This window comes from Komagataeibacter medellinensis NBRC 3288, assembly GCF_000182745.2.
Taxonomy (GTDB): Bacteria; Pseudomonadota; Alphaproteobacteria; order Acetobacterales; family Acetobacteraceae; genus Komagataeibacter; species Komagataeibacter medellinensis.
The window spans coordinates 2524829-2548768 of record NC_016027.1 but is presented as its reverse complement, the minus strand read 5'-3'; the positions used below and the strand labels follow the sequence as shown (position 1 = coordinate 2548768).

Genomic DNA, 23940 nt, shown 5'->3' with positions numbered 1-23940 from the left:
CGAAGAACCCTTATTTGGCAAGGTTGGCTCGTATTTTTCGAGTTTTGGCGTACTGATTGATGGTTTCTGCGATGGCATCAGATCTGCGTTTTGAGCAGAGAGAAGGCTTCCTGCTCTGGATTGCTATGCTGTGGCACTGATCCGTTCCAGAAAGAGGAACCGTCGCATATTGTAGACGATATTGGCCAGCCCGATCCTCATGGTGGCCCGTATGATGCCAGCAGTTCGGATGAATAGTCCGGTCTGTGACTTCTGATCGGCAAAAACGTGCTCGACACGCGAGCGTATCACTGACTTTCCAGCATTTGATTTCTGGATGTGCAGGGGCATAGGCTTGAGATGCGGCTTTTTGCGATGAACCTTTGAGACAAAGCCCTGCTTTTCCATGAAGTCCTCATTGGCTTTTGAGCGATACGCCGTGTCAGCCCACACAGTTGAGGCCGTATTGGTTTTATCCAGTAGCCCCTCTCTCAATCGCGCGCCATCACTGGCGGCGGCATCCATCGTCTTCCATTTCCGGATGAACCGAAACTTCCGGTCGATGGAGACGTGGGATTTGTATCCAAAGAACGGGATAGCGAGATCCGTTGCGGGGATCGTTCCGTCATCCTGCCGTTTTGCTTTCGTGAACTTCAGCGTCCAGCGCGCACGACGATCCTTGTGCGACAGCTTTGCCGGCTTGTCCTGCCAATCTTCGGGAATACGTCCTGCCCGGAGATCTGCCTTCTCGGCATTCGTATTGCGCTGCTTTGGAGCAGCCACCAGCGTTGCGTCCAGGATCTGGCCCGACATTGGCAAATATCCGGCGTTGCGCAGGGTCGCGTCAAAGCGGTCAAACAGTCTTTCAATCGCACCCGCCTGGGTCAGGCGTTCACGGAACAGCCAGACCGTTTTGGCGTTAGGTGTCAGGTTGTGAGACGTCATTGGCGTAATCAAGGATTTCGTCGACCTGTTTCATGATGTCACGACCAGCCGGTTTGATATAGTCTTGATTACGTGACGCGGGATGTTTTTCAAGCCATGAGATGATGCATTGGGCGGGAGCGATGCCGCCCAGAACACGCTGCGGGCGATGATTGTAGGCGAAACAGAAGCCTCTGAGCAGAATTTCCAGATCTTCATGGTTTGAGACACAGACGTGCAGTACTTCTGTAGCGACACGGCCATTGAAGCGTTCCACCATTCCATTGGTCTGAGGGGAGTAAGCCTTGGTCCGGCGTCGGTCGATTCCCATGTCATGACAGGCTTTTTCGAAGGCGTCCGCTGTAAAGCAGGAGCCACGATCGGTCAGGATATGGGTGATCCGGAAAGGAAAGGCCGATTTGACGGCATTGAGGAAATCAACGGAATTATCCGCATTTTCCGCGTCATAAACAGCCAGGTGCACTGAACGGGAACAGCGATCGATGGCGACATACAGAAAACGTTTCCGCCGGTCCCCATCTGCTGTCTGTAATTTTGGCAGATGTTTCACATCGATATGGACATAACCGGGATCGTAATCGCGGAACTTTCCCTGTCCCCGAACTGGTCCGGCCTTTGGAACAGGAGGCAGCCTGTTCAATCCGGCGTCTTTCAGTATCCGCCAGATATTGTCCCGGTTCAGATGCGGCAGGAAATGCCGTAAGACAAAGGTCAGATCATCCAGACCAAAACCGGTAGAACGCCGAAGCTGACAGACAATGGCGCGCTCCTCCTCCGAGGCTTTCCAGGCCAGCCTCCAGGGACGGCTGCTGCGGTCCTGACAGGCGTCCGAACCACGCCTGCGCCACTTGCGGACTGTTTCATCGCTGATCCCGTAGCGTCTGGCGAGCACGGATGTCGGTTCTGACGAACGAGCTATCTCAGCCCGGACAGCCGGTGTCGTGCGTGCCTGTGGGTGGATCTGAAGGATCATTCGGTCTCCCTGCAAACGGAAGAAAACAACGAAGCATAACGCGGTATCGCCCACGCTACATCATCCCAATGACGTCTTCTGTGGTTGCCGTCCGTAGTGCAAGAAGTATCTGACCTTTTGAACGAGTGATCGACTGCGGTCTTCTGTCAGGCCTTTGAACGCGGCGCTTTCAGAAGCCGCTGGCCGATATGGTGATCTGCGGATCAGGTCCAAATCTCACAAACGTGCTCAAGGGCACCAAGACGTCAGTTGGTTTTCCCGATCCGGATCGGCTCGATCATGCGCCCATATGGGTCGTCGCCTTCTCACACCCCCTTACCGATTCCGCCCGCGCGCAGTTGAGGTCATCTCATGCTGCGGCGGACGGAACCGGATCCCGATAATTCTCCTGCTTCGTCAGCATGGCCCAGATTGTCCGCGCCATCTTGTTCGCCAGGGCAATCGCCACAAGCATACGGGGTTTGCGGGCCAGCATCCGTGCCAGCCAGGTGCCGGGCAGCGGCGGCTTGCGGCTCGCCCAGTTCACGCGCGTCATGGCGCCGATGATCAGCAAACGTCGGATATCGGCCTGACCGGCCTTCGAAACCCGGCCCAGCCGCTCCTTGCCGCCGGACGAAAACTGCCGGGGGACAAGGCCGAGCCATGCCGCGAAATCGCGGCCACTACGGAAGCTCTCCATAGAAGGGGCAAAGGCCTCAACGGCCAGTGCGGTCAACGGTCCGACACCAGGCATCGTTTCCAAACGCTGCGCCACACCGCTTTCTTCCGAAAGCCCGGCCATGGCGCGGGTCTTTTCCATGATCCGAGCTGAATGCTCATCAATCTGCTCCAGAAGATCGCGGCACTCCTTCCGGACGATCGTCGGGAGCGACACGCTCTCATCTTCGATGAATTCCTCCATGCGTTTGAGATGAGCAATGCCCTTTGGCACGATCAGGCCGAACTCATAAAGCGTCGCGCGCAGTGCATTGACGAGTTCGGTCCGTTGATGGACCAGCCGGTCGCGGCAGCGGAACAGAACAGCACGCGCCTGCTGCTCCTCGCTCTTCGGCACCACGAAACGCATCTCCGGCTGGCGGGCCGCGATCACGATCGCTTCCGCGTCGGCGGCGTCATTCTTCTGGCGCTTGACGAACGGGCGGACATATTGCGGTGCGATCAGTTTCACCTCGTGCCCCACGTTCATCAGTTCCCGCGCCCAGTAATGGGCGCTGCCACACGCCTCCATCACTACAAGTGCCGGCGGTTGGCTCGCCATAAACTGCAGAAACTGCGGGCGACGGACCTTCTTGCGGAACAGCAATTCGCCCGTCAGCGATGCCGCGTGAATCTGGAAGACTGTCTTTGCCAGATCCACCCCAATCATTGTATCCGTCATCTGCCGTCCTCTCTTCCGTGGTTGCGTTACCAACCACCACGTTGGCACACTGCGATGCCGTTCGGGGAGGACGGCAACCATCCCATCTCACAACCTGACAAGTAATCCCGCGCTGTACCAGCCGATCGATCAACATGTCCGCGTCATACGCCTTGTCAGCAAGGAAAGCATCCGGGTTGATGTTTTCCACAAGCGGTTCCGCCTGGGTGATATCGACATCCTACCCCGGTGTGATGCCCAGTTCCACCGGATTGCCCAGAGCGTCGCAGGCGGCATGGATCTTTGTCGTCAACCCGCCTCGTGATCGTCCGATGGCCTCATCCGTAGCCCTTTTTTGAGAGCTCCGGCATTATGCTGATGCGCCCGGACAATTGTGCTGTCGATCATCATGTATTCGCTGTCGTGATCAGCACCCAGATAACGAAATATCCGTTCAATGACACTGCTTTAACACCAGCGGCGCAGACGCCGGTGCACGTTTTTCCAGTCGCCGAGACGGGCAGGAAGGTCGCGCCATGGAATGCCCGCGCGGTAGCGATACAGGACCGCCTCCATTAACAGACGGTTGTCCGCCGCAGTGTCGCCGACATAGCCTTCTCGAACGGGAAGAAGATCCTTTATCCGCTGCCACTGGTTATCGCGTAAACTATAGCGCCGCATCTGTCTGTCTCCACCATAAAACGGAAAACAGTCAGTACACGCAGACACAAAGTACAACCCCGACGTGCCTCACTCATGACTTAACTGACGACATGCCGTAGGACGTAGGGTAGTCATAGTCTCGAGCCATCTTGCCAAATTCGCTGAGACCAGGTGGTCCGTCAAGTGGATCAAACGAGACTTCGATTAGAAGCAATCTATCACCGTTTGATGGATTCTGAAGAACTTTCTGGAGACCCGATATATCGCCGACCTTTATAAATTTGCCACACTCTTTTCCGCCGAAACCGTGTAGCAGGTCTTCATAGCTCCACGCGGCTATATCATTAAAATGTGCGTTTGGTCCAAGGATCATTCGTTCTATCGTATAACCTCTATTATTGATGAGGAAGATAATTGGCGCCGCACCTCGCCTCAGCATGGTGGAAATTTCTTGCCCAGTAAGTTGAAATGCTCCATCCCCAATGAAGAGCAACTGGCGTCTATGCGGTGCAGCAAGTAGCGTGCCGAGTAGCGCGGGACATGTATAGCCAATCGCTCCCCATATAGGTTGGGAAACAATGCTACATCCTTCTGGTAATTTAAGAGCATTCACGCCCGCAAGCGACGTGCCGTTATCCGCAATAATTATATCGTGTGGCTCAATAAACGCTTCGATTTGGCTCCAGAAGTAATGCTGCCCCCAGACTATGTTGACCTGTGGTTTGATCGAAACCGACTGCGAAGAATTGGTAGACCTTGGGTGCCGATCAGTATCCCATTTGAGCCATGTAGAAACTAATTCTGTGATTTCGACATTCTCAAAGGACTGTTTGAAAGAGACAACTTGTGTCGCTTCAATATTGACCCACGCGTCCGCCCGAATACGTTGCGAGAACCACGCAGACGTTGAATCCACGAAACGGACACCGATGCCTATGACGAGATCCGATTGACCGATGAGTTCGAACAACCCGTTACGTGATTTTTGCCCGAAATATACCCCCAAATAGAGGGAACTATCCTCGGGACAAGTCCCTTTTGCTGTCGGCATAACGGCATAGGGCAAGCTCCATTTTTCGATGATCCGGAGAATGTCAGAAACTACCCCATAACGGTCCGCAAGGGCATCAATTAAAATGACGGGGGAGTGAGCACGCTCTAAGCGATGGACGAAAAAATTTATGACATTTGAAAGTATTGTTTTATCAGAACTTGGAAAACAATAATTCGGCGTGGGAGTGTTTCGCTCGCTAGGTGCGTCAACTATATCGGATGGAAGTTGTGCATAAACTGGAAGCTTCATAGTCCATGCGACTTTGATGAGTCGTAGCAATTCGGTTCCAGCGTTTTGGGCGGTGAGAGTACTCTGGGCTGAGGTAAATTGCTCGAACGCCTTAAGAACGTTTGTATAGTTGCCATCCGCGAGGGTGTGATGAAGGAGGGCTCCGGATCTAGACGCGTACTCCGGAGGTGCGCCTGAGAGAACAAGGACCGGCACATTCTCCGCATAAGCACCAGCAATGGCACTAAGGAGGCCTAGATCACCAACGCCATAGGTTACCGTGACCACAGCAAAGCCACTGATTCGGGCGTCTCCATCTGCCGCGTAACAGGCATTAAGTTCGTTGCATGTTCCGATAAATTCAATACGGCCATCACTTTCGAGAAGCTCAAGAAAGCGAAGATTATAGTCACCGGGCACCCCATAGATACGTTTGATTCCGGCCTCGACAAATATATCTATGAGTGTGTTTCCGATTGATTGCGCGGGCATGTCTGTTTCCTTTTTTATCCTCGATCGCGAGATATCAGAGCGCCCATTACGTGACCCTCCGCGGGAACGCGTGTTAAAAATCGACATCAATATAATAAATTGTATTTTATTATATTGTATTTCTGGTTACAAATTCAGCCCAAAAATTATTGAAGAACCCTTGAGTATATAACTATATATGAATTGTCTTTTGGTATATTCCCCAAAAAATGGTCTCTTAAGAAATTACTCTGGAAACCAAATGCGCGATAAAGGCGGTCGACATTGGTGGCAGCCACTGGGATATGACCTAGATAACGACCTTCCGTTCGAACTGAACAGCCATGAATTAGTGTCTCATTTGTGGACCCATCTTCGTTTTTCAAGAAGATCTCGAGTGCCCTGCCCGAACGGCAAGTGAAACTTATTTGCGATCGTAACCTCTCACGTTCGTTTGCCCTCTCTCCCTCAGGCGCAACCCTTGAAAGCAGCACATTCGGCGAGACCGGGCAGCAGATCTGAGATGTCCTTTGAAATTTATTATCTGTCGCCGCCGTGTCATTTTGTCTTTGAATCAACAGAAAGGTAGTTTCATTGTCCACATCGTTGGCAATATCGTGTGCAACCAGCGAGAGATTGTAACGATCTGCAAGGTTAGGCGAGCCTATGGCCGCCAACTCTCGAGATCTCGTTCTCGAGACTAATGCGGCGCCCGCCGCAGTACTATGTGACACCTGCGCTCCAATGAGCATGCGCCGCTGCCAATGGCTAGACTGCCTCAACGCGGCAGAATGGGACACGACGCGACGAATCGTAGATAGTGTCGCTCCTTCACGTGCAAGTAACGCGAGGCTAATGCGGTGGACATACGCGCCAACGGCGATCACTCCGCTGTCCAGAAGCGCGCTCCATCCTGCGATTATTTGTCCTGCAATTGTGTTATAAATTGGGATTAGCCCGTAATCGACGTTCTGAGTGACAACTGCGTCAATCACATCCCCGAATGTCCGTCGTGGTTCGGGACGCACGCGCGAACTGATTGAACTGCATACTTCATGCGAGAACGATCCTGAAGGACCGAGATGGGCTATTGAGCCCCCGTCGCTCTGCAGAAACTCGTTAAGCCTGTCGTCAACGAATTGTGGCATACTTTGCCTCCCAAAACGCCAAAAAGCGCCGGAGTTTAATCGTTCGTAGTTTTCTTCTTCAGCCGTAGAATCTGATTCATGATGTTCTTCCGGTGCATCTCCTCAGTACCCCCCACACTGGCGAAGCCGAGCGCGTCCTGGAGCACTGAGGAAACGGGTCCTATATGATAGCCGAGGCTACCATACAGCTTCATCAATTCGAGCCCGTTGCTAATGACGTCGTCTGCACCAACGACCTTTGCTATGGAGCAATCGAGCAGCGACTGAGGGTGTTCCGAAAATAGTCGCCCGAGAGCACCAAGTGCTGTCCATCGGGATCTCTCGATCCGCGTAATGATGTCGGTCAGACGTCGTTGGATGTGCTGGTGCTCAATGATGGGCGAGCCAAAACTCACCCTCGTTTCTGCATACTCTATTGCGGATGTGAGGAAAGGACGTAGTAAATTAGAGGCGACTAAACCATAATAAACCCTGCCTAAGGTAACTATATCGATGAGCTGGCGCAGTCCCCGGTCTACGTTACCGAGAATTTGCTCGGGAGAAACATACACGTCGTCCAAAGCAATCGGACCGGTGGGGAGATTTTTATTGCCTAACTTGAGATCATAATTTCCTGTCACTAAACCCGGAGTTCCGCGGTCGAGGAAGACGAGACTTACTGCTCCCGTTTCTTGCTTGCATACGATTAGGAAAAAATCAGCGACAGGCGCATGCGCAATATTAAATTTCGATCCATTCAGCTTATAACCGTTCCCGAATGGCGTTAGTAGTGTGTGAACATCTCGAACATCGGTTCCTGTGGTTGGTTCAGCGATACCTGTTGCGCTAAGCTTACCGGTCCGGACAGCCTCAAGGTATTTTTCCCGTTGCGCGTCGGAGCCCCACCTGTCGAGCCCCCGCACAATACCTGCCTGAGCGATTATGGACAAAAGTAAACCAGAGGATCCGATTGCTGACGAAAGTCCATCTAGCGCCGCAGTAAATTGCCACCAGCAGCTATTGTCTGCTTTTCTACCTTCAGGGCAGATCAACTCCCAGAGCCCTTCTTCGCGCAGGGCATCCCACCCGTCTTGATCAAATTGATGGGGGGCTATACCGTCCCTTGTCCTAAGCTTGATGCCCAGACGTTTGTAACGGTCGTAGATTGACTGTCCGTTCCCTTGCCACTCCATGACGCTTCCCTTTCACGTCACACCGTTAACTCGACCGCATCTTGGAAAGCGTTAACTTCGTCTCGAAATTCCGCACTTACGGGGACAGTTGTGTTTCGGTCATAATCGAACATGACATGTTTGGAATAAGTACGGGCGATGACAGGGCGTTCATCCGTATCTTTATAAAAGATGTGCTCCATTTCGAAACTTTTGTTCCCGAAGCCCGTGACCTTGCTTTCGATGATAAGGACATCCCCGAAGAATGCCGGAGCTACGTATTCACAAGATGTCTTAACCATGATCTGCGGTAGTTTTTCGGAGCGGGGAAGGCCGAGTAGTGCGAACATGTATTCAAGATAAGCATGCTGAAGATAATCATAGTACACAGGACTGCTAACATGCCCCATTGAGTCCGTATCCCTATAACGGACGGGAATTCTTGTCTGGAAGGATGTAGCCATTGTTTTTCTCCGAAGTGCCCAGAAAAGACGCCAGAATCGACTAGGATGGCACTTATAGTATGGCAGTTTCACAAACCACGTGATTCCGATCTACTGTTAATATTACCAGTATTTCGAGGAAGACTAATCAGAGGACCCTGCGTTGCAGCCTGACGCAAATTCGTCGCTAACGTAGGTAAGCATATTCATTGACATAACTTCAGCATTTTCCTCGTTGAGAGCAGTGACCTCCCATGTAACAACACCTCCCGAGGGGAGCCCTTTACGACGCGCCTTCTGTTCTGTGCCAACGCATCTCATTTTTGCACGCAATGTGTTACCTGGAACGACAGGCTTGAGAAAGCGTAGTCTATCAATTCCATAATTTACGACGACGCTCCCCTGACGCGGCAAACTAATTAGTCCCGAAATGATGGCCAATATTAAGTATCCGTGGGCGATACGTCCATTGAACACGGTTTTTTTAGAGGCCATCTCATCTGTATGCAGGTAGAAATAATCTCCAGAAATACCAGAAAACATCACGATATCGGTTTCGGTAAGTGTGCGGCCATGAGTGGTGAATTCCACAAGTTGCGAGATTTCTGAGAAGGGTATTTCGAAGGGATGCATTGGAGACTCCTCGCAAGATATAAGATGGAGGGTTCGAAAAACCCTCTTTTGAGTCGATTATGAAATCATAACTCATTGATATTGTTGCGGACAAAAAGCCTTAAATAGGGGTTTTTCGAACCCGCCAGATAAATGTTTCTCTAACTTCATGCTAACGATTGACGGATTCCCAGTGCATCATCACACGAGACAGTGCAGGAAGCAGTAGGGCGGTATTGGCATGCCAGCACAACGTCCACTCCTTGGTGCGTGGTATGATAATCTTCCTCCGAATGTGTCACCACCGCACGACATGTTTTACAAACACCGGTCCTACATGAATGCGGCAGAACCACCCCCGCACGAAGGGCTGCCTGTAGCAGTGTCTCACCATTAGGGTCCACTGGGACGATATACTGGATGCCTCCATGCAGGACCGTTACGACAACCTCGCTTCCCGACTCTGCTCGGCTAGCATCTTTTTCGTCCTTGACCGTGAGCGTTGAACCACCAAATCCTTCAGTGCGGACTGCCGAAGCAGGGATGCCCGCAGCAAGGAGTTCCGTTTCGAACGGACTGTGGAGCGCGGGAGGGCAACAGGTCACCGCAATGTCGGGCAACGCTTCCGGATGCACACAAGCCTTTACTAGCGCTTGAATTGCAGGCTCGGTAATTCGCCCCTGGCGGATATCTTTTCCATCGTCATAGCCGGTACGCGTAAATCGGTTCAAAATGGAGAAACGGCTGTTATAAATATCCTTCAATGAACAGAGTGCATCCAGAAACATCACGGTCTGTGGCGAGCGATTAATGTAGAGTAGAGTAATATTTGCATATGGGTTACTTTTAAATACCGATTTCATTAAGCTCATTGCAGGAGTAATGCCGCTCCCCGCACAGATTGCTAATACCTCTCTCGCGTTTTGTATTTCATAGTCAGTTGCGAGAACATTGCCCAGTAAGTTAGACACCTCGAGTTTGTATCCAGATCTAATTTCTTCGACGAGGGAAGTAGATACCCCTGCCCGTCCGCTTGCACGAATACCAAAGGTCACCTTGTCGTCACCTATGCCACTTGCGACCGAATAGGATCTCCCTTGCGTCGAATTTGCCCCCAATTTACGAATAGTAACGAAATGACCTGGGCGTACCGCATTCATCGAAAACGGTAGATGCTGTGGGTCGAGAGAAAATTGAATCGAATTTTCCGCTTCTCTTACCGCCTCCTGGACGATCGTGGTTGTCATTCGCGTCATCACTACTGCTCCTATCAAGATCCAACGGCATTCTTATCTGCAACGAAAGACCGCCTGCGGTTCACCGCACACCTCACACCGAGCCATTTGAAGACAGGGGGAGGCTCCAAAGGACGAAGTTATGATAAGATTATCGCTCCCGCATGCGGGACACTTTGGTGCTAGTGATTGCTCCCTTGGATGTTTTTGTGCCGGAACGGTGCTTGGGGATGATATGTGAATACCCTCCGCCCGAAGTTTCTCTGCCCCAGCCTCACTGATGTCCGATGGAGACCATCCGGGAGAAAGCACTCTATGAACTACTGCTGAGGGTATACCAGCCGAATTTAAGGCACGAATGATGGATTCTTCTATATAACGTAAGGCGGGACAGCCAAGATAACTCGGTTTGAGGCCGACATGCACTGATCCCATTTCGTTAATCGTTACGTCGGCAATCATGCCCAGTTCGACAACAGAAACGACTTGAAGTTCGGGATCGCGAACATCTGAAAGTATCTGCCAAACTCTCTCGGCAGATTGCGCCGAGCTCCAATGGCTAGACTTAAATTCGTGCGTTACACCGGTCATCACCAGATTCCTCCAGGAAATTCCCGATAAACCGACTGGGTTTCTGAAATCAGGCGCCCAAGGTGTTCTGTATGATAGCCGTCGTATCCACACCTGTACCTGTCAGGCAGAGAGGGCAAGGCAAGGCCAACCTCACGCAACAAATCAGTTGCACGATGATGCCACGAACACCGAGTTTGTGATTGTAGGTGATCTGTGACATCAAACTCTTCTGAGAACAAGGATAGTTCTCTTGTGTGGGGCCAGACGATATCTAAAGCGGATTGGATCCGTTGTTTCGCAATGGCCGTGCCAACGGACAAACGGCGTATCCAGTTGTGAGCATGGTCGACGTGGTACTGGATTTCCACAATGGCCTTTTCTGAAAATGAATAGAACTTCTCATCGGCAATCTTGTTGCGTTGAAACATATTTTGCAGAAACGAGGAAAAAATTAGATTCCTCAATACCAGATCAGCAAAAGAATATTGCGGAAGCTCAATAAACCGAAAATTTCGATATTGTCGGGCATCGCGCTTAAAAACCAGCGTATCTGGCGTCTCGGGAAGTTCTACTCGGTTGATCGTCTCTTGGTATAGATACCTTGCATAGCTGAGTGTGTCCAAAGCAATATTCGAGATTGCCATTTCCTCTTCCAGAGATGGTGCTTGCCCACACCATTGACAAAGACGCTGGGTTTGAATGAAACAACTGTCGGCCAGTGTCAGTGTAAACGCAGCGCTCTTCGGCAACTGATTTTTTTTGTCTTCAAGCACAGCCGTTCTCCTAGATATCTTCGACGCCCTCGGGGAGAGAGTAATATCCAGCGTAACGTTCGGGATGCTCGTCAGCCGAGGCGAAATAAACGTCCCGGATGTCAGGATCTAGCGCATGGATATTTTTCGACTTTACGACCCAAATCGCGATAGCCTCCTGACGACGCGTATAGAGATCTCTTGCGGCCTGAAGAGCTAATTCTGGGTCGGCTGCGCGGACACTGCCACAATGGCGAAAATCGATTCCATTTTTTGGGCGGATAAACACTTCCCATAATTCAGGCATGGTTCGGATCTCCTGCCGCATAATTACCCTGCTGCGCCTCGTATTTCTCTGCGGCATCCATTACCCACTCATTATCGTCACGCGCGCGTCGTATATTTTCCAGTCGATCCTGGTTACACATTCCCCTGCCGCCAATGACTTCGTAGAACTCCTCCCAATCTGGTTGGGTAAATACGTAATTTCCGGAAACGGGACACCATTTCAGACTCGGATCCGGTATTGTGACGCCGATGATCCGAGATTGTTTTGCAATCGTGTTGACGAATTCCTGCCGAAGCGTGTCATTCGTCTTAATTTTTATCCCCCATTTCATCGACTGCGCACTGTTATTACTGTCTGTGTCTGGTGGTCCGAACATCATAAGAGAAGGAGCCCACCAACGGTTTATAGAATCCTGGATCATGGATCGTTGGGCGTCAGTTCCCTCGGCAAACATCCGATAGAGAGCTTCGAATCCCTGACGTTGGTGAAAGGATTCCTCGCGGCATATTCTGATCATCGCACGCGCATATGGGCCATACGACGTTTCACAGAGAGTGACTTGATTAAGAATAGCTGCCCCGTCTACAAGCCACCCGATTGTACCAACGTCTGCCCACGTCAACGAAGGGTAATTAAACACGGAGCTATACTTAGCACGCCCGTCAATAAGCGCGTCGGTTAGGTCCTTTCGCTTTGCCCCGAGGGTTTCTGCTACGGAATAGAGATAAAGCCCGTGCCCGGCCTCATCCTGCACCTTCGCGATTAATATTTGCTTTCGCTCAAGTGACGGTGCAGAAATTAGCCAATTTGCTTCGGGTAACATTCCCACTATCTCTGAATGGGCGTGTTGACTCACTTGCCTTATTAAGGTCTTACGGTATGCATCTGGCATCCAGTGACTTGCTTCCACTCTCCCGCCGTGTGCGACATAAGCGTCGAACACGTCCTCCTTGCTCTGAATTTGGATGTCGGACACATTGGCCATTGAGGGCTCGTCGAGAGGTGACATAACTGATTTATTCGGCAAGTTAGAAAGTTGATTAATAGTCATGACAGAATTCCCTCATGTAGCGATGCGGGTCTCAATCGAAAGCTGAGCACACTAGATTTTTCCCATGCGGCTATCGAAAATACGCTTGACCTTAGAGCCGCCGAGATTTGCGAGAATGCCAGGCGCGCAGATCTTTACTTTCGAGCTTACTCCGGTTTTCATCTGTACGAGTTTTGTAAGCCTATCAGCAATGTCATTCGTAGAAGTTGCAGAAGCAAGAGGGTAGGATGACTCACAGTGAAGCTCCATTTCATCAAGGTGCATTGGCCGCGATAGATGTATCTGGTAGTCAGTACCTAACTCTGGAAACTGGCAGATAATTTCTTCTATGGTACTCGGAAAGATATTCAGCCCCCTGACGATAAACATGTCGTCCGCACGCCCCGAAATGCGATCGATCCTTTGAAACGTAGACCAAGTTGGCGGCAATAGACGGGTGAGATCGCCTGTTCGATACCGCACAATTGGTAGGGCTTCCTTCGTTAAGCAGGTAATTACCAATTCACCGAGTTCGCCCGATGGAACCGGACGCAAAGTTTTCGGATCGATGATTTCAGCCAGAAAATGGTCTTCCCATAGTGTCAGCCCATCCAAGGTTTCTCCGTTTTCACAGGCGACCCCTGGGCCCATTATTTCAGATAGACCATAAATATTTACGGGTGTGATATTATATGGGAAGTCGGTAATTATCCGGTTACGAAAGTTTTCCGACCATTGCTCCGCTCCTAGCACTGCCACCTTCAGTGAACATTGTTCTTTCGTGATTCCACGAGCAGCCATCGCGGTTAGAAGCACGCGAAGATAGCTTGGTGTGCAGAGTATGACCTTTGGTCCCAAATCTAGAATTAAATCAACCTGACGGTCTGTATTGCCAGTTGATGCAGGCACTACTACGCACCCAGCAGCTTCGGCCCCGTAATGTGCGCCAAGCCCGCCTGTGAATAGCCCATAATTGAAAGCGATTTGAACAGTATCACCTCGGCGCGCGCCGGCAACCGTCAACGATCTCGCCATCAGGTTGGCCCACGTGGACAAGTCCTCAGCGGTATAGCCTACGACAGTTGGCTTTCCAGTTGTGCCTGATGAGGCATGGATGCGTGTTAGCTGACTTTGCGGTACAGCGAATAGTCCAAATGGATAGGTCGCACGAAAGGCGTCCTTCGTAAGAAGAGGTAGTTTAGTAAGATCCTCAATATCGCGAATGTCTTGCGGCCCTATGCCGTGTTCTTGAAACATCCCTCGATAATAGGGGACTCGTTCGTAGGCCCACGACACAATATTGCGAAGTCGTCGTGACTGGTGATCGAGAAGCTCATCGCGTGAGACATGCAGCAGGCGTTGCTCGTCGCGCTGGCTGACGGAAGGAGAGTCAACGTTCATGGTAGCCTCCGGCCCACTACGAATGTTTTTTCTTTGGTTTGTTTACGAACGCATCTATAGCCTGGCATGTTGCAGTAGACTGCTGTCGTATTTTCTGGCCGACGGCTTCTTTTAGAATAGCCGCTTCAAGGTCACCGTTATAAGATCCGTCAATTAGTTTGCGCGTTGCTGCAAGAGCTTGGTTATCTACTAATGAGAGCTTCTCCGCCAGAGTAATAGCAAAACCGTCGACCTCGTTATCATCGCGGACTTTCCAGGCCATCCCAGCTTCTGCTGCTTCGTGCGCGGACAGGGGCTGACCGGTAAGCGCCATACCAAGCGCTCGGACCCTTCCAATGGCTCGGGTCAGAAAATATGTCAGTCCACCATCAGGGATTAGGTGAAGACGCGAAAATGGAAGGCTGATCTGACATGTATCCCCAAGTAATACGATGTCGCACGCAAGCATAACTCCTACTGCTGAGCCAACAACCATGCCACGGGCCGCACATATGGTTGCTCCGTTAAATTTGTTCAGGACAGAAATTAGTGGCAGATAGTCTTCAATAACGACAAGCCCAAAGTCTCTGGTATCATGCCCTTCAACCATACCGAGGTCGTGAAGATCATGACCTGACGAAAAACACGTTTCTTCTCCACAAAGAATAAGGACTTTGATATCGGGCGATCCTGACAATACTTCTATTTTTTCAGCAAGCTCGTGCAGAAGCCGACTGGTGAAACTGTTACGTCGGGCACCTCGCGTGATGCGTATGCGCGCAACGCCAGCATGTGGGTTATCGATCGACCAATCTGCCATGGCAAAGTACTCCACGTATCGTACGTTTCGCTCGTTATGGAGGCGCTGAGAAAGGGTTCGGCAGCACTATAGCATTAATGCTGACGCTGCCTCCTTCCGCGCCCATCGTTAACGAGGATGCCACATGGATGGACAAAAAAAATACTGTAATTTCTTACGGTTTTTTTGTTGAAATTTTATGTATAGGTTGGTGTCGCAACGTAGTTGCATGAATAATAATGTGTAGCTTTTCGGCATAGGGGATGATGCCCGTACCTCGGAAAGCAGTTTCTTGGACGTTAATTGATATTTATGTGCTACGGAGCATCATGTATCATGTCAAATAGAAATGCATGGAAAGTCTATGAGCCTCCTCCGCCGAAGGGTGAGCCACTGTGTGTTACGACAGGAATACGGCGCATCGTGACCACGGACTGCGGTCCTATGACTTATCATGGAACTAACACGTGGCTTATTCAGACCGAGACAGGTACAATTGTAATTGATCCAGGAAGCGATCATCCCGGACATATCAATTCAATACTTAATGCGACAGGAGGGAATATTGAGTATATTTTGATTACCCATTGGCATGCCGATCATTACGGAGGCGCACGGGAGCTTCAGGAACAGACGGGAGCTCCGGTTGCTGTTCACAAGAACAGTCTTGCAAATGAACAGTTGGAGATAATTCGGCTGGAAGACGGAGACGTCATTGGGGGCCTTCAAGCCATAGGCACTCCGGGTCATACACTAGATCATATCTGTTTTGCTACGCAAAATGGCGTTCTTTTTACCGGTGATCATATAATGGGGTGGTCGACATCCGTTGTACCTCCGGCTCCTGAGGGAAATCTTAGGCTATATATGGAGAGCCTAAAACTTGTGCTGTCACGTAAAGACGCCCTTTTGCTTCCGGCGCATGGGCCACCGCTTCATGAACCGCAGTTGGTCGTTAGAGCACTATTGTGCCGTCGTATTGAGCGTCTAGACGAAATCCGGGCGTTATTAACCAAGAGGCCTTTAACGCTCGATGCACTCGCGCTGCGTGCCTACAGACTAGCTGACAAGCATAAACACGAGGCCGTCCGCCTCACACTGTTGTCACATCTTGAGGAATTGGCTCGACTGAACATTGCGAGGTGTGTGGAGGAAGCTTGGTATTTAAATTAGAGCCTGTCAGACGTGGATGGTGTTAGAAATCCCTAGGTGTTTGCCTTCGGATCTGTGATTGCTTACCTCCTATTCAGAAATTACAGACGGTACGGTCTGTTCGAAAAATAGGCGTCACCTATGGTACCATGAGGCCGAGGGTGCGTAATATCGCCTAAAGTATGCGCCGTTTCCTCTTCCTGGACCGAGTCTTGCGCTGCCGCATAGCAAGCGGGGGCACAAATACCGCTCTGTTCCCAACACAGAGCAAGGACCACAGTGGCAAGAACCAGTATCCAACGGTCGTGCCACATGAAGTCAGGGCGATTATGCTTCAATCAGGTGAGCATCGCGCGAGTAAAGACGTCCGTAAGCTGGCGACAGAACACCTTTTTGAAGTCAGATATAAAATCAGTCAGTTACGAGATTTGGAACGATATCTTTATGTTCTGATATTCTAATGCCGGGGTGACAATAAACCTCACTGCGCGATCCCTTCAGGATCTTATGACACGGGCCATACGACCCAATTCAGATCCGACACCGTGATAAGTCTTGTAACTGAATATAAGAGGATCCCATTTTACCGGATCAATCTGACCAGACGTTTCATCAAGGATCCCGACCGCAGCATGCATCGCGACGGCTTTTGCGATGATAACGGAGAACCCTTCTGGATTATCCGAAACGTCGGTCACTGTATTCACGACGGCCTCAATCTGGATCGGACACTCGGCAACGCGTGACGGACCCCCTTCGGTTGATGTGAGCCGCGTCAGCCCTGCAGCCTCAAACTTGTCCCGACAATAAGAGAAGTGTGTTGCTTTATGGTCAGGAACGGGATTTTTCCCTGTAAACACTGCAATACGCTCAATTGATTCCCACATATCTGCAGAAGGAAGGTTTACCGTCAGTCGAGGCCGATGACGTAAATTTTCCATAGCCTGAGACGCACATCCTAAGCCAAGCACTACGAAGTCCCTGAGGGACCAGGATGACGACATGGGCGTCAGATTTTCCGAGCCGTCGCTGTTCTGCGTACAGACCAAGGCGACCGGCGTACCGTAATACATGCTTCGATGAGGGATACGAGTTGTCTTCATTATTCTGTACTCCCGAAAATATAGATCCATAAGCGGGGTCAGTTGTTCGGGACGTGCTGACCGAAGTTACCGGAACTTCACGAACCGATGAGTCTGTATATATAGCGCCCCACGTTGGTAGTCCTACCCCAAAATTCCCCTATCTTTATGAATCAACTTGTTTCTGAACGAACTATCACTTTAACGTGTCCCATGAAAACACTCAGGTCTTCAGGCCGTATCAATCAACAGGATGGTGGGATTGGTCTCGCCCTGAAGTCTTACCTCTATTTCGTTATAAATTGCCGCACCCGCCCCGCTACTGATAGGCTGATCATTGATCTTTATCGTGCCCGAAAGCACGATGAGGTAAAGCAGCCGTCCCGCTCCTGTGGTGTAGTGCGTCGTAACTCCCGACTGCAGGATCATACCCATGATCCGCGCAGACGCACGAAGCGGAACTGGTTCGTCTGCTTGTCCGCTATCGGTGTCTTCTGGTGAATCCTCGGCGAAGCCGCTCGCCAGAATGGCGAGCGCATTTTGCCCATGCCGAACCGGACGGTGATGAACCACACTCTCCGGCACCCCGCCCTCTTCGTCCGGCAGCAGCCATACCTGCACGAACGAAGAGTCCGGACTGGCGGCCCACCATTTCGCCTCCTGAATTCCCTGCCCTGCACTGAGCAAATGGATATCGCCCTCTTGAAGCTGATGCGGTGCCTGACCGCCAACTTCGGCAAAAAAATTGCCTTTGAGAACAATTGTGACAATATCTCGCGCTTCCTCTTCTCCCAGCCGGAATTCGGCAAACGGCTCGAAGACAGCGGTATTGATTGCACGAATCTGCCCCCAGTGGACGTGAGCTGGATTGCGGTATTCCGCGAAAGAGAAATGACAGCGAATGACCACGCCAGGTTGCGTGACCGTCCCCATATCCCTGGCGGCACGAAGTATGATCATGATTTCCCCTTTGCCGCTGATGACGAGCCTGCCGCATAACGGCGCCCCTCAACCGGGAACCGCCGCTCCCATCCCCCACCGAGCGCACGGTAGAGACGAGCCGCCGAGGTGGAGACGTTGGTTGTGGCCTGCACAAGCTGGTTCTGGGTCGCCAGAAGCGCATTCTGCAAGGTCAGGACGTTCAGGAAGTCGGACGATCCTTGCACATACTGGGCCTGAGCCGTTTGCACGGCGATCTGGTTTTCCTTGACGGCTTCAGCGAGACGATCCCTCTGGTTCTGCGCCGCCGAGAGATCAGCCATGGCGTCGTCGATTTCCTGCCAGGCTTTCAGGACTGTGCGCTGAAGCATGACAGCGGCCTCCCTCTGCTGCGCCTTGCGCAGGCGGAGCTGCCCCGTCAGTCGGCCACCTTCGAAGATCGGTAGTGTCGCTGTCGGTCCGAACCCGTACTGTCGCGATGCCCATGACCCCAGCCCGCTGAACTGGAGCGCCTGCACATCCAGACTTCCCGACAGCGTGACACGTGGGAAGAAGTCGGCGATGGCCACACCGATATTGGCCGTCGCGGCGTGCAAACGCTCCTCAGCCATACGGATGTCCGGCCGCCGTTCGGCCAGCTCGGACGGCAGGCCAACCGGCACAGACACTGGCACGGGCGGAACCGGCGCAGGTTTACCAAGCTGCGCCGTGAGAGCACCCGGCTCGCGTGCAACCAGAAAACTCAGCGCGTTGATCAGATGCACTTCCTGGCTTTTCAGAACGGGAAGACGGGATTCAAAACTGTACAGTTGGCCCGTGGAATCTGCGACATCCAGGCGGGTCGCCGCCCCTTGAGTAAAACGTAAAGTCGTTAGTTGCACGCTATGGCGCGCGATCCCTATGTTATTTTCGACAATCCCGATCTGGGCCTGCACCCCCCGCAGTTCGAGGTAGTCCTGCGCGGTTTCCGCCATGAGCGATACCAGCACGTCGCGCCGCATATCCTCGGTCGCGCGCATGGCCGCTGTCGCAGCCTCGACCTGTCGGCGGACATGACCCCAGAAATCCACTTCCCACGAGGCATTCATACCATATTGCGGCAGGTTGAAGGATGAAGCGCCTGCGGCCCCCGGAAGGCGTGTGGGACCGAATCCCTGCGTTCCACTCGCGATTGACCCTGCACCCTGCTCTTCCATGGTGCCAAGCAGACCCAGCACACCATTGGGACTGGCCCGCTCCCGCGCATAGGAGGCATTGGCTTCAGCGTGCGGGAACTGGGCAGCGCTCGCAATCCTGCGCTCCGCCATGCTCTCGGCGAAGCGATAGGCTGCTGCACGCAGGTCAAGATTGGCTCCCGCCACCTGCTGTTCAAGTGCGGTCAGGACGGGATCATTATAGATGTTCCACCATTCCGGATCGAGCGGCGCCTGTACCGGATGACTTTCAGCGGACACGACACTCTGATGCCAGGATGTTGGCGAGGCCGGTGATGATTTATGGTAATCAGGTCCGACCGTGCATCCTGCTATGGGTAGGCCGAGAGCCAGCCATGCGGCCAAGCGAGAACGTAATAGACGCACGGTGGCGATCGTCGTCTTACTGCCAGACATAGCGCGCGTCCCTGGCCTTGCTGCCTTCCGGCGTTGAGGACGTATCGATGCGGACCTCGACGGACATGCCCACCCGCACACGAGCAGCCAGGGGCTGACCGGGATCAAAGGTTACACGAACCGGCAGACGCTGGACGACCTTGGTAAAGTTCCCGGTGGCATTGTCCGGCTGGATGGGGGCAAACGCGACACCGGTCGCAGGCGGTATGCTGTCCACATGGGCGCGGAGCGGATGACCAGGGAACGTATCCACCCATACCGTGGCTTTCTGTCCCGGCAACACATGAGTCAGCTGCGTCTCCTGAAAATGCGCCACAACAAAGGCATCCTGCACGGGCACGACGGCCATGAGCGCGGTCCCGGCATGAACGTAATTGCCGACGCGTACGCCACGCACACCTACGACACCATCGATGGGCGCAGGAATCGTGCAGTAGGACAGATCCAGTTCCGCCTGACGCAATTCTCCCTCTGCCCGGACGAGACTTCCTTTTGCCCGGTCAAGTTGTGCGGTCAGGACGGCCTCCTGGTCTTTCGCGGCCTGGACACCAGCCTCATCCCTCGCCAACGTCGCGACGATCTGCCGCGTCCCGGATGCTGTCCGCTGGCGCTGCTCGACCGTGCCAGCACCTCCTGCGGACAGATTCCGGTAACGCGCTTCATCCTGACGGGCGAATTCGAGGGCTGCCTCGTCGGCCTGCACTGTTGCGGCGGCTGCCGCGATGACTGCGTTCTGTCTGTTCAGTTCAGCCTGCAGATTGGCGATATCTGCTCGCGCGACCGCGACGTTCCCCTGCGCAACTTTCAGTGCGGCGCGGTAATCATCGTCCTCGATATGGGCGAGTTCTTCACCCGTATGGACCCGCTCGTTGTCCCGTGCTTGCACCTGATCGATACGACCCGAAACCTTCGGGGCAACCAGCGTGGAGTAAGCCGTAACGTAAGCATCGTTGGTTTCGACATGAACACCGTCACCGAGAATGAGGCGGTCCGCGAACCAGGCGGTGGCGCCAAGACCGACGACGCCTGCGCCGATCAGCATAAGATTTCGTGTACGTGACATTTCAGCTCCAGAAATCCTCGGCAGCGTACTTGAACCGGTGCGTCAGCGAGGCAGGCAGGATGTTGGAAAGCGGGGTCACATCGTCCACGCGTAAAGAACGAGAAGACCCGCAAAGCATATGCCACCGATCTTCTCGACCAGGTTTGGTCGTGATGCGGCGACTGTGGGAGGCTTTGAACGGGGAAGAACGTAGCGAAGGCATCGGGAGAGGCCCTGCATCATCCGGGGTCGGCGCAATCTCACGTCATACCCAGCAAACCGTCGGTTGTTTTCGACGAGGCAGATGCCCAGAAGCTCCCGCAGGCTGAGGTCGATGCTGGACACGTCTTTTGCTCCCGATACGGTGAAATTCGCGTCCTGCTCGCGCACATTTCCGTCGGCATCCATACTTCTGACCATGCCGATCCGCTCCCATGCGAGGAACAGCCAGACACCGACCACACGGGCCTCGAACCATGGGCGCTTCCACAGCGGCACCGTGGCGCGATGCCACGCCAGCCAGTTGGCGAACAGGAGAATATGGCGACATTCTTCCTGCATGACCGGCTCGAACGTCTCGACCAGTTCGGCGGGAAAGAACCCGGAGCGCTTTGCCAGTTCGAACAGTCCGAAAGCAAAGAAGCTGTCTACGCACTCGGAAAAACCTGTGACCATATAGGCCCATTCCGTGTCACGCGGGGTGATGTACGGCGGCTCCTTGGCCATCGGTATCCCATAGGCCTCCACCAGCCGGGAGAGGACTTCCTTATGGCGATTTTCCTCCCACGCATTCCGGGCGATGGCATTCTTCATGTCAGGGTCGGCAATCGTCGCAGCGTAGGCCGCCATCCTGAGACGCGCCTTGCCTTCGGTTTCAACCGCGATGCCCCAGATCGGCAGAGATGTGATGCGTCGCAATGTATCAGGATCAAGCCGGGGCCAGTCGATGACGGAAGGCCGGTACGGATTGAACGTATCGCGGAACATGCGCGACACCGCCCGCTTATGAGCAAGACTACCCGGCCTCAAGGGGCCCGGTTCGCTACTCTGCCAGTGCCGGCTACGATAATCTGCATCGGCGAGCGCCTTGCTCCCGGCCTGCCCAATATCGCCAGCCTGGGGCATGTTCCCATAAATCCGCTCAAGATCAGTCCTGAATACTTCGATACTTTCATTGGGTGATAGGATGTTTTTAAACTCAGGAGTAGAGCGTGACACGGGATGCATCCTGTCTGACATGGTTTCGATCCTATGGCTTATTTGGCCGGGGTGCTGACTGACGGCGCTCGTGGCGGATAAACCCGCTGGGGCAGGACCAAATTGAGGACAATGAAAGCGGCGCAGAGCCCGATCATCACGTAATAAATGTCCGCGCAGGCCAGTACGAGGGATTGTTCGGCGACCTTGCCGTGGAGAAGAACCTGCGTATTCCACGTCAGGCGATCAGGATCGGCGATGTGGGGGGCCAGCAGCGTACTCGTGGGATCGCCCATCCCGTCAAGGGCATTCTGGTTATAACCGTAGATATCCAGCAACATGGTGGAGTGGTATTGCTCCCGCCGGCGCAGAAGCGCCGCGATGACTCCAGCCGCAATCGCATTGGCAAATCCCTTGGTCATGTTAAACATGCCCGAGATGAAGGGGCCGTCCGCTGGTCCCAGCCCCATGGTGGCCAGCATCAGGATCGAAATGACCATCATCGGCTGGCTGACGACCTGCATCAGCTGGACAATATAGAAATTCTCACGCACCCAGTCTGAATCGATCCATGTCCCCAGCCAGTAGGATGCCCCCTGTATGGCCAGCCCGGCCATGAGGACGATCCGGCAATCAACTTTGCGAATATTACAGAGCGCAGACACCAGTGGCAGCGCGACCAGTTGGGGAACTGCCAAAATCAGCGCGATGGGCGCAGTCTGGATGGGCCGGTATCCCCTCACCTCTTCAAGGTAAACCGAGGGGATCTCTATGGTGACAACACAAAGAACGAGGACGGCCGCCAGGGTCAGCAGGGAGTCCGAGACATTTCTCTGTTTGAGCAACTGAATCCGGAAGAACGGCAGTGGATGGAACCATTCATTGATAATGAAAAGGATAAACAGAAAGCCACCACCACAGAACAGATGTGTAATAAGCGGTGAGCGGAACCAGTCGAGCCGGTCACCCTGTTCGAGAGCAATGACCAGCGAGCAGATCGCAGGCAGACCGGTCAACAGTCCCCTCCAGTCGAACTGCCTGAAGCGCTCCAGCCGCAGCGGATCCTGCGGGAGCCCCCATGCCACACAGATCATCGAAATCACGCAGAGCGGAACGATCTGCCAGAATAGGAACTGCCAGCCCACATATTCGAACCAGAAGCCGGCCAGTGGCACGCCGAGATTGGGACCGAACGTCGCCGTCAGCGCATAGGCGCCAAGACCATAAACCTTGATGTTGGGTGGGAGGAAGCGCAGCGCCACCGTCATGAGCATGGGAGGCAGGCAGCCACAGGCGAACCCCTGCAGGGTACGCAGAATCAGAAGAGCGCCAAGGTTCGGCATGAAAGGAGCCGCGAGCCCAAGCACCCCAACCATTCCTGTCATGACGATAGTCAGACGTCGTATAGAGAACGTCACGGAACACCATGGCGCAAAGGCCATCGCTGAAATATTGAAGGCCTCGAACAGGGCAATAATCCATGTTCCCTCGTCGTGCCCGATATGGAGTTGCCCCTTGATATCGGCCAGTGCCATTTCGGTTGTATGCTCGTTGAAACCGGCCAGCAGCACGGCCAGCAACACACCGATCAGACCGGTGGCGAGACGAAGGCCGAACGCCGGACCTTTAGGAGGCGGTGGAGGTGGCGACGGCGCAGCAGGTATCGGTGCAGCCACCGCTTCCGCAAGGGGAAGGTCGATCCGGGTCAAACGACGCCTCTTTTAGTTGCAATAGGGATGTCTGCGGCGACTGTGATCGCAAAGACCGGGATCGGGAACACTCAAATATGAAAACATGACTCTCATCAACCGTAACGGTGAGAACGCATAAAATTAT

General features: G+C 53.1%; 21 protein-coding genes and 2 pseudogenes. 1 reads left to right on the top strand and 22 read right to left on the bottom strand.

The annotated features are described in order from the left end of the window. Positions 1-123 precede the first annotated feature (123 nt). The 16 genes and pseudogenes from GLX_RS12010 to GLX_RS11960 form a co-directional block, all read right to left on the bottom strand. A pseudogene (locus GLX_RS12010) lies at positions 124-903 on the bottom strand (transposase); the annotation flags it as partial. Next, complete coding sequence (locus tag GLX_RS12005) at positions 899-1894, bottom strand: IS481 family transposase (RefSeq protein WP_041247852.1); 996 nt, start codon at positions 1892-1894, stop codon at positions 899-901. The gene GLX_RS12005 and the pseudogene GLX_RS12010, both read right to left, overlap by 5 nt. A gap of 352 nt (positions 1895-2246) precedes the next feature. Further along, positions 2247-3275 carry an IS110 family RNA-guided transposase gene (locus tag GLX_RS12000; protein WP_025825740.1) on the bottom strand — a complete coding sequence of 343 codons (1029 nt, stop codon included), beginning with the start codon at positions 3273-3275 and terminating at the stop codon, positions 2247-2249. Positions 3276-3378: 103 nt separating this feature from the next. Next, positions 3379-3935 (bottom strand): annotated as a pseudogene (locus tag GLX_RS19010) (IS5 family transposase); the annotation flags it as partial. Positions 3936-4008: 73 nt separating this feature from the next. After that, positions 4009-5691: an alpha-keto acid decarboxylase family protein gene (locus tag GLX_RS11995; protein WP_025825741.1), complete on the bottom strand. Its 1683-nt coding sequence runs from the start codon at positions 5689-5691 to the stop codon at positions 4009-4011. Positions 5692-5837: 146 nt separating this feature from the next. Beyond that, entirely contained in the window at positions 5838-6818 is a 981-nt protein-coding gene (locus GLX_RS19385; protein WP_014106216.1) for a prephenate dehydratase domain-containing protein, read from the bottom strand. A gap of 35 nt (positions 6819-6853) precedes the next feature. Then, positions 6854-7990, bottom strand: a complete 1137-nt coding sequence (locus GLX_RS11990) for an acyl-CoA dehydrogenase family protein (RefSeq protein WP_014106215.1) — start codon at positions 7988-7990, stop codon at positions 6854-6856. A gap of 17 nt (positions 7991-8007) precedes the next feature. After that, positions 8008-8433, bottom strand: a complete 426-nt coding sequence (locus GLX_RS11985) for an acyl-CoA thioesterase (protein ID WP_041247394.1) — start codon at positions 8431-8433, stop codon at positions 8008-8010. A gap of 123 nt (positions 8434-8556) precedes the next feature. Next, the gene (locus GLX_RS17450) at positions 8557-9045 is read right to left on the bottom strand and encodes a MaoC family dehydratase (protein ID WP_014106213.1); all 489 of its coding nucleotides are present in this window, start codon (positions 9043-9045) and stop codon (positions 8557-8559) included. Between the two features lie 146 nt (positions 9046-9191). Further along, positions 9192-10271, bottom strand: a complete 1080-nt coding sequence (locus tag GLX_RS17445) for a 2Fe-2S iron-sulfur cluster-binding protein (RefSeq protein WP_158309235.1) — start codon at positions 10269-10271, stop codon at positions 9192-9194. 42 nt (positions 10272-10313) lie between these two features. After that, positions 10314-10850, bottom strand: coding sequence for a 1,2-phenylacetyl-CoA epoxidase subunit PaaD (paaD, locus tag GLX_RS19380; protein WP_081477903.1), 537 nt, complete (start codon positions 10848-10850; stop codon positions 10314-10316). Then, positions 10850-11605 carry a 1,2-phenylacetyl-CoA epoxidase subunit PaaC gene (gene paaC / locus GLX_RS11980; protein WP_014106210.1) on the bottom strand — a complete coding sequence of 252 codons (756 nt, stop codon included), beginning with the start codon at positions 11603-11605 and terminating at the stop codon, positions 10850-10852. Before paaC ends, paaD begins: the two co-directional genes overlap by 1 nt. A gap of 10 nt (positions 11606-11615) precedes the next feature. Beyond that, on the bottom strand, positions 11616-11891 hold the full coding sequence (gene paaB / locus GLX_RS11975) for a 1,2-phenylacetyl-CoA epoxidase subunit PaaB (RefSeq protein ID WP_014106209.1): 276 nt from the start codon (positions 11889-11891) through the stop codon (positions 11616-11618). Then, a complete protein-coding gene (gene paaA, locus GLX_RS11970) occupies positions 11884-12924 on the bottom strand; it encodes a 1,2-phenylacetyl-CoA epoxidase subunit PaaA (protein WP_014106208.1) in 1041 nt (346 codons plus the stop codon). The genes paaB and paaA overlap by 8 nt, the downstream gene beginning before the upstream one ends. Before the next feature lie 51 nt (positions 12925-12975). After that, the gene (locus GLX_RS11965) at positions 12976-14304 is read right to left on the bottom strand and encodes a phenylacetate--CoA ligase family protein (protein ID WP_014106207.1); all 1329 of its coding nucleotides are present in this window, start codon (positions 14302-14304) and stop codon (positions 12976-12978) included. A gap of 16 nt (positions 14305-14320) precedes the next feature. Continuing rightward, complete coding sequence (locus GLX_RS11960; RefSeq protein WP_014106206.1) at positions 14321-15103, bottom strand: enoyl-CoA hydratase/isomerase family protein; 783 nt, start codon at positions 15101-15103, stop codon at positions 14321-14323. A gap of 402 nt (positions 15104-15505) precedes the next feature. Between GLX_RS11960 and GLX_RS17435 the strand changes: the two genes are divergently transcribed. Beyond that, positions 15506-16255: an MBL fold metallo-hydrolase gene (locus GLX_RS17435; RefSeq protein ID WP_158309234.1), complete on the top strand. Its 750-nt coding sequence runs from the start codon at positions 15506-15508 to the stop codon at positions 16253-16255. Positions 16256-16731: 476 nt separating this feature from the next. Here GLX_RS17435 and GLX_RS17430 read toward each other — a convergent pair whose 3' ends face one another. The 6 genes from GLX_RS17430 to GLX_RS11925 form a co-directional block, all read right to left on the bottom strand. After that, positions 16732-17337, bottom strand: coding sequence for a flavin reductase family protein (locus GLX_RS17430; RefSeq protein WP_035373518.1), 606 nt, complete (start codon positions 17335-17337; stop codon positions 16732-16734). Between the two features lie 210 nt (positions 17338-17547). After that, positions 17548-18276 carry a pirin family protein gene (locus GLX_RS11945; protein ID WP_014106203.1) on the bottom strand — a complete coding sequence of 243 codons (729 nt, stop codon included), beginning with the start codon at positions 18274-18276 and terminating at the stop codon, positions 17548-17550. After that, complete coding sequence (locus tag GLX_RS11940) at positions 18273-19865, bottom strand: efflux transporter outer membrane subunit (RefSeq protein WP_014106202.1); 1593 nt, start codon at positions 19863-19865, stop codon at positions 18273-18275. The genes GLX_RS11945 and GLX_RS11940 overlap by 4 nt, the downstream gene beginning before the upstream one ends. Then, positions 19852-20928 (bottom strand): HlyD family secretion protein, encoded by a 1077-nt coding sequence (locus GLX_RS11935; RefSeq protein WP_014106201.1) that lies wholly within the window; start codon positions 20926-20928, stop codon positions 19852-19854. The genes GLX_RS11940 and GLX_RS11935 overlap by 14 nt, the downstream gene beginning before the upstream one ends. Before the next feature lie 75 nt (positions 20929-21003). After that, complete coding sequence (locus tag GLX_RS11930; protein WP_231850446.1) at positions 21004-22032, bottom strand: ferritin-like domain-containing protein; 1029 nt, start codon at positions 22030-22032, stop codon at positions 21004-21006. 131 nt (positions 22033-22163) lie between these two features. Beyond that, a complete protein-coding gene (locus GLX_RS11925) occupies positions 22164-23813 on the bottom strand; it encodes an MFS transporter (RefSeq protein ID WP_014106199.1) in 1650 nt (549 codons plus the stop codon). Positions 23814-23940 lie beyond the last annotated feature (127 nt).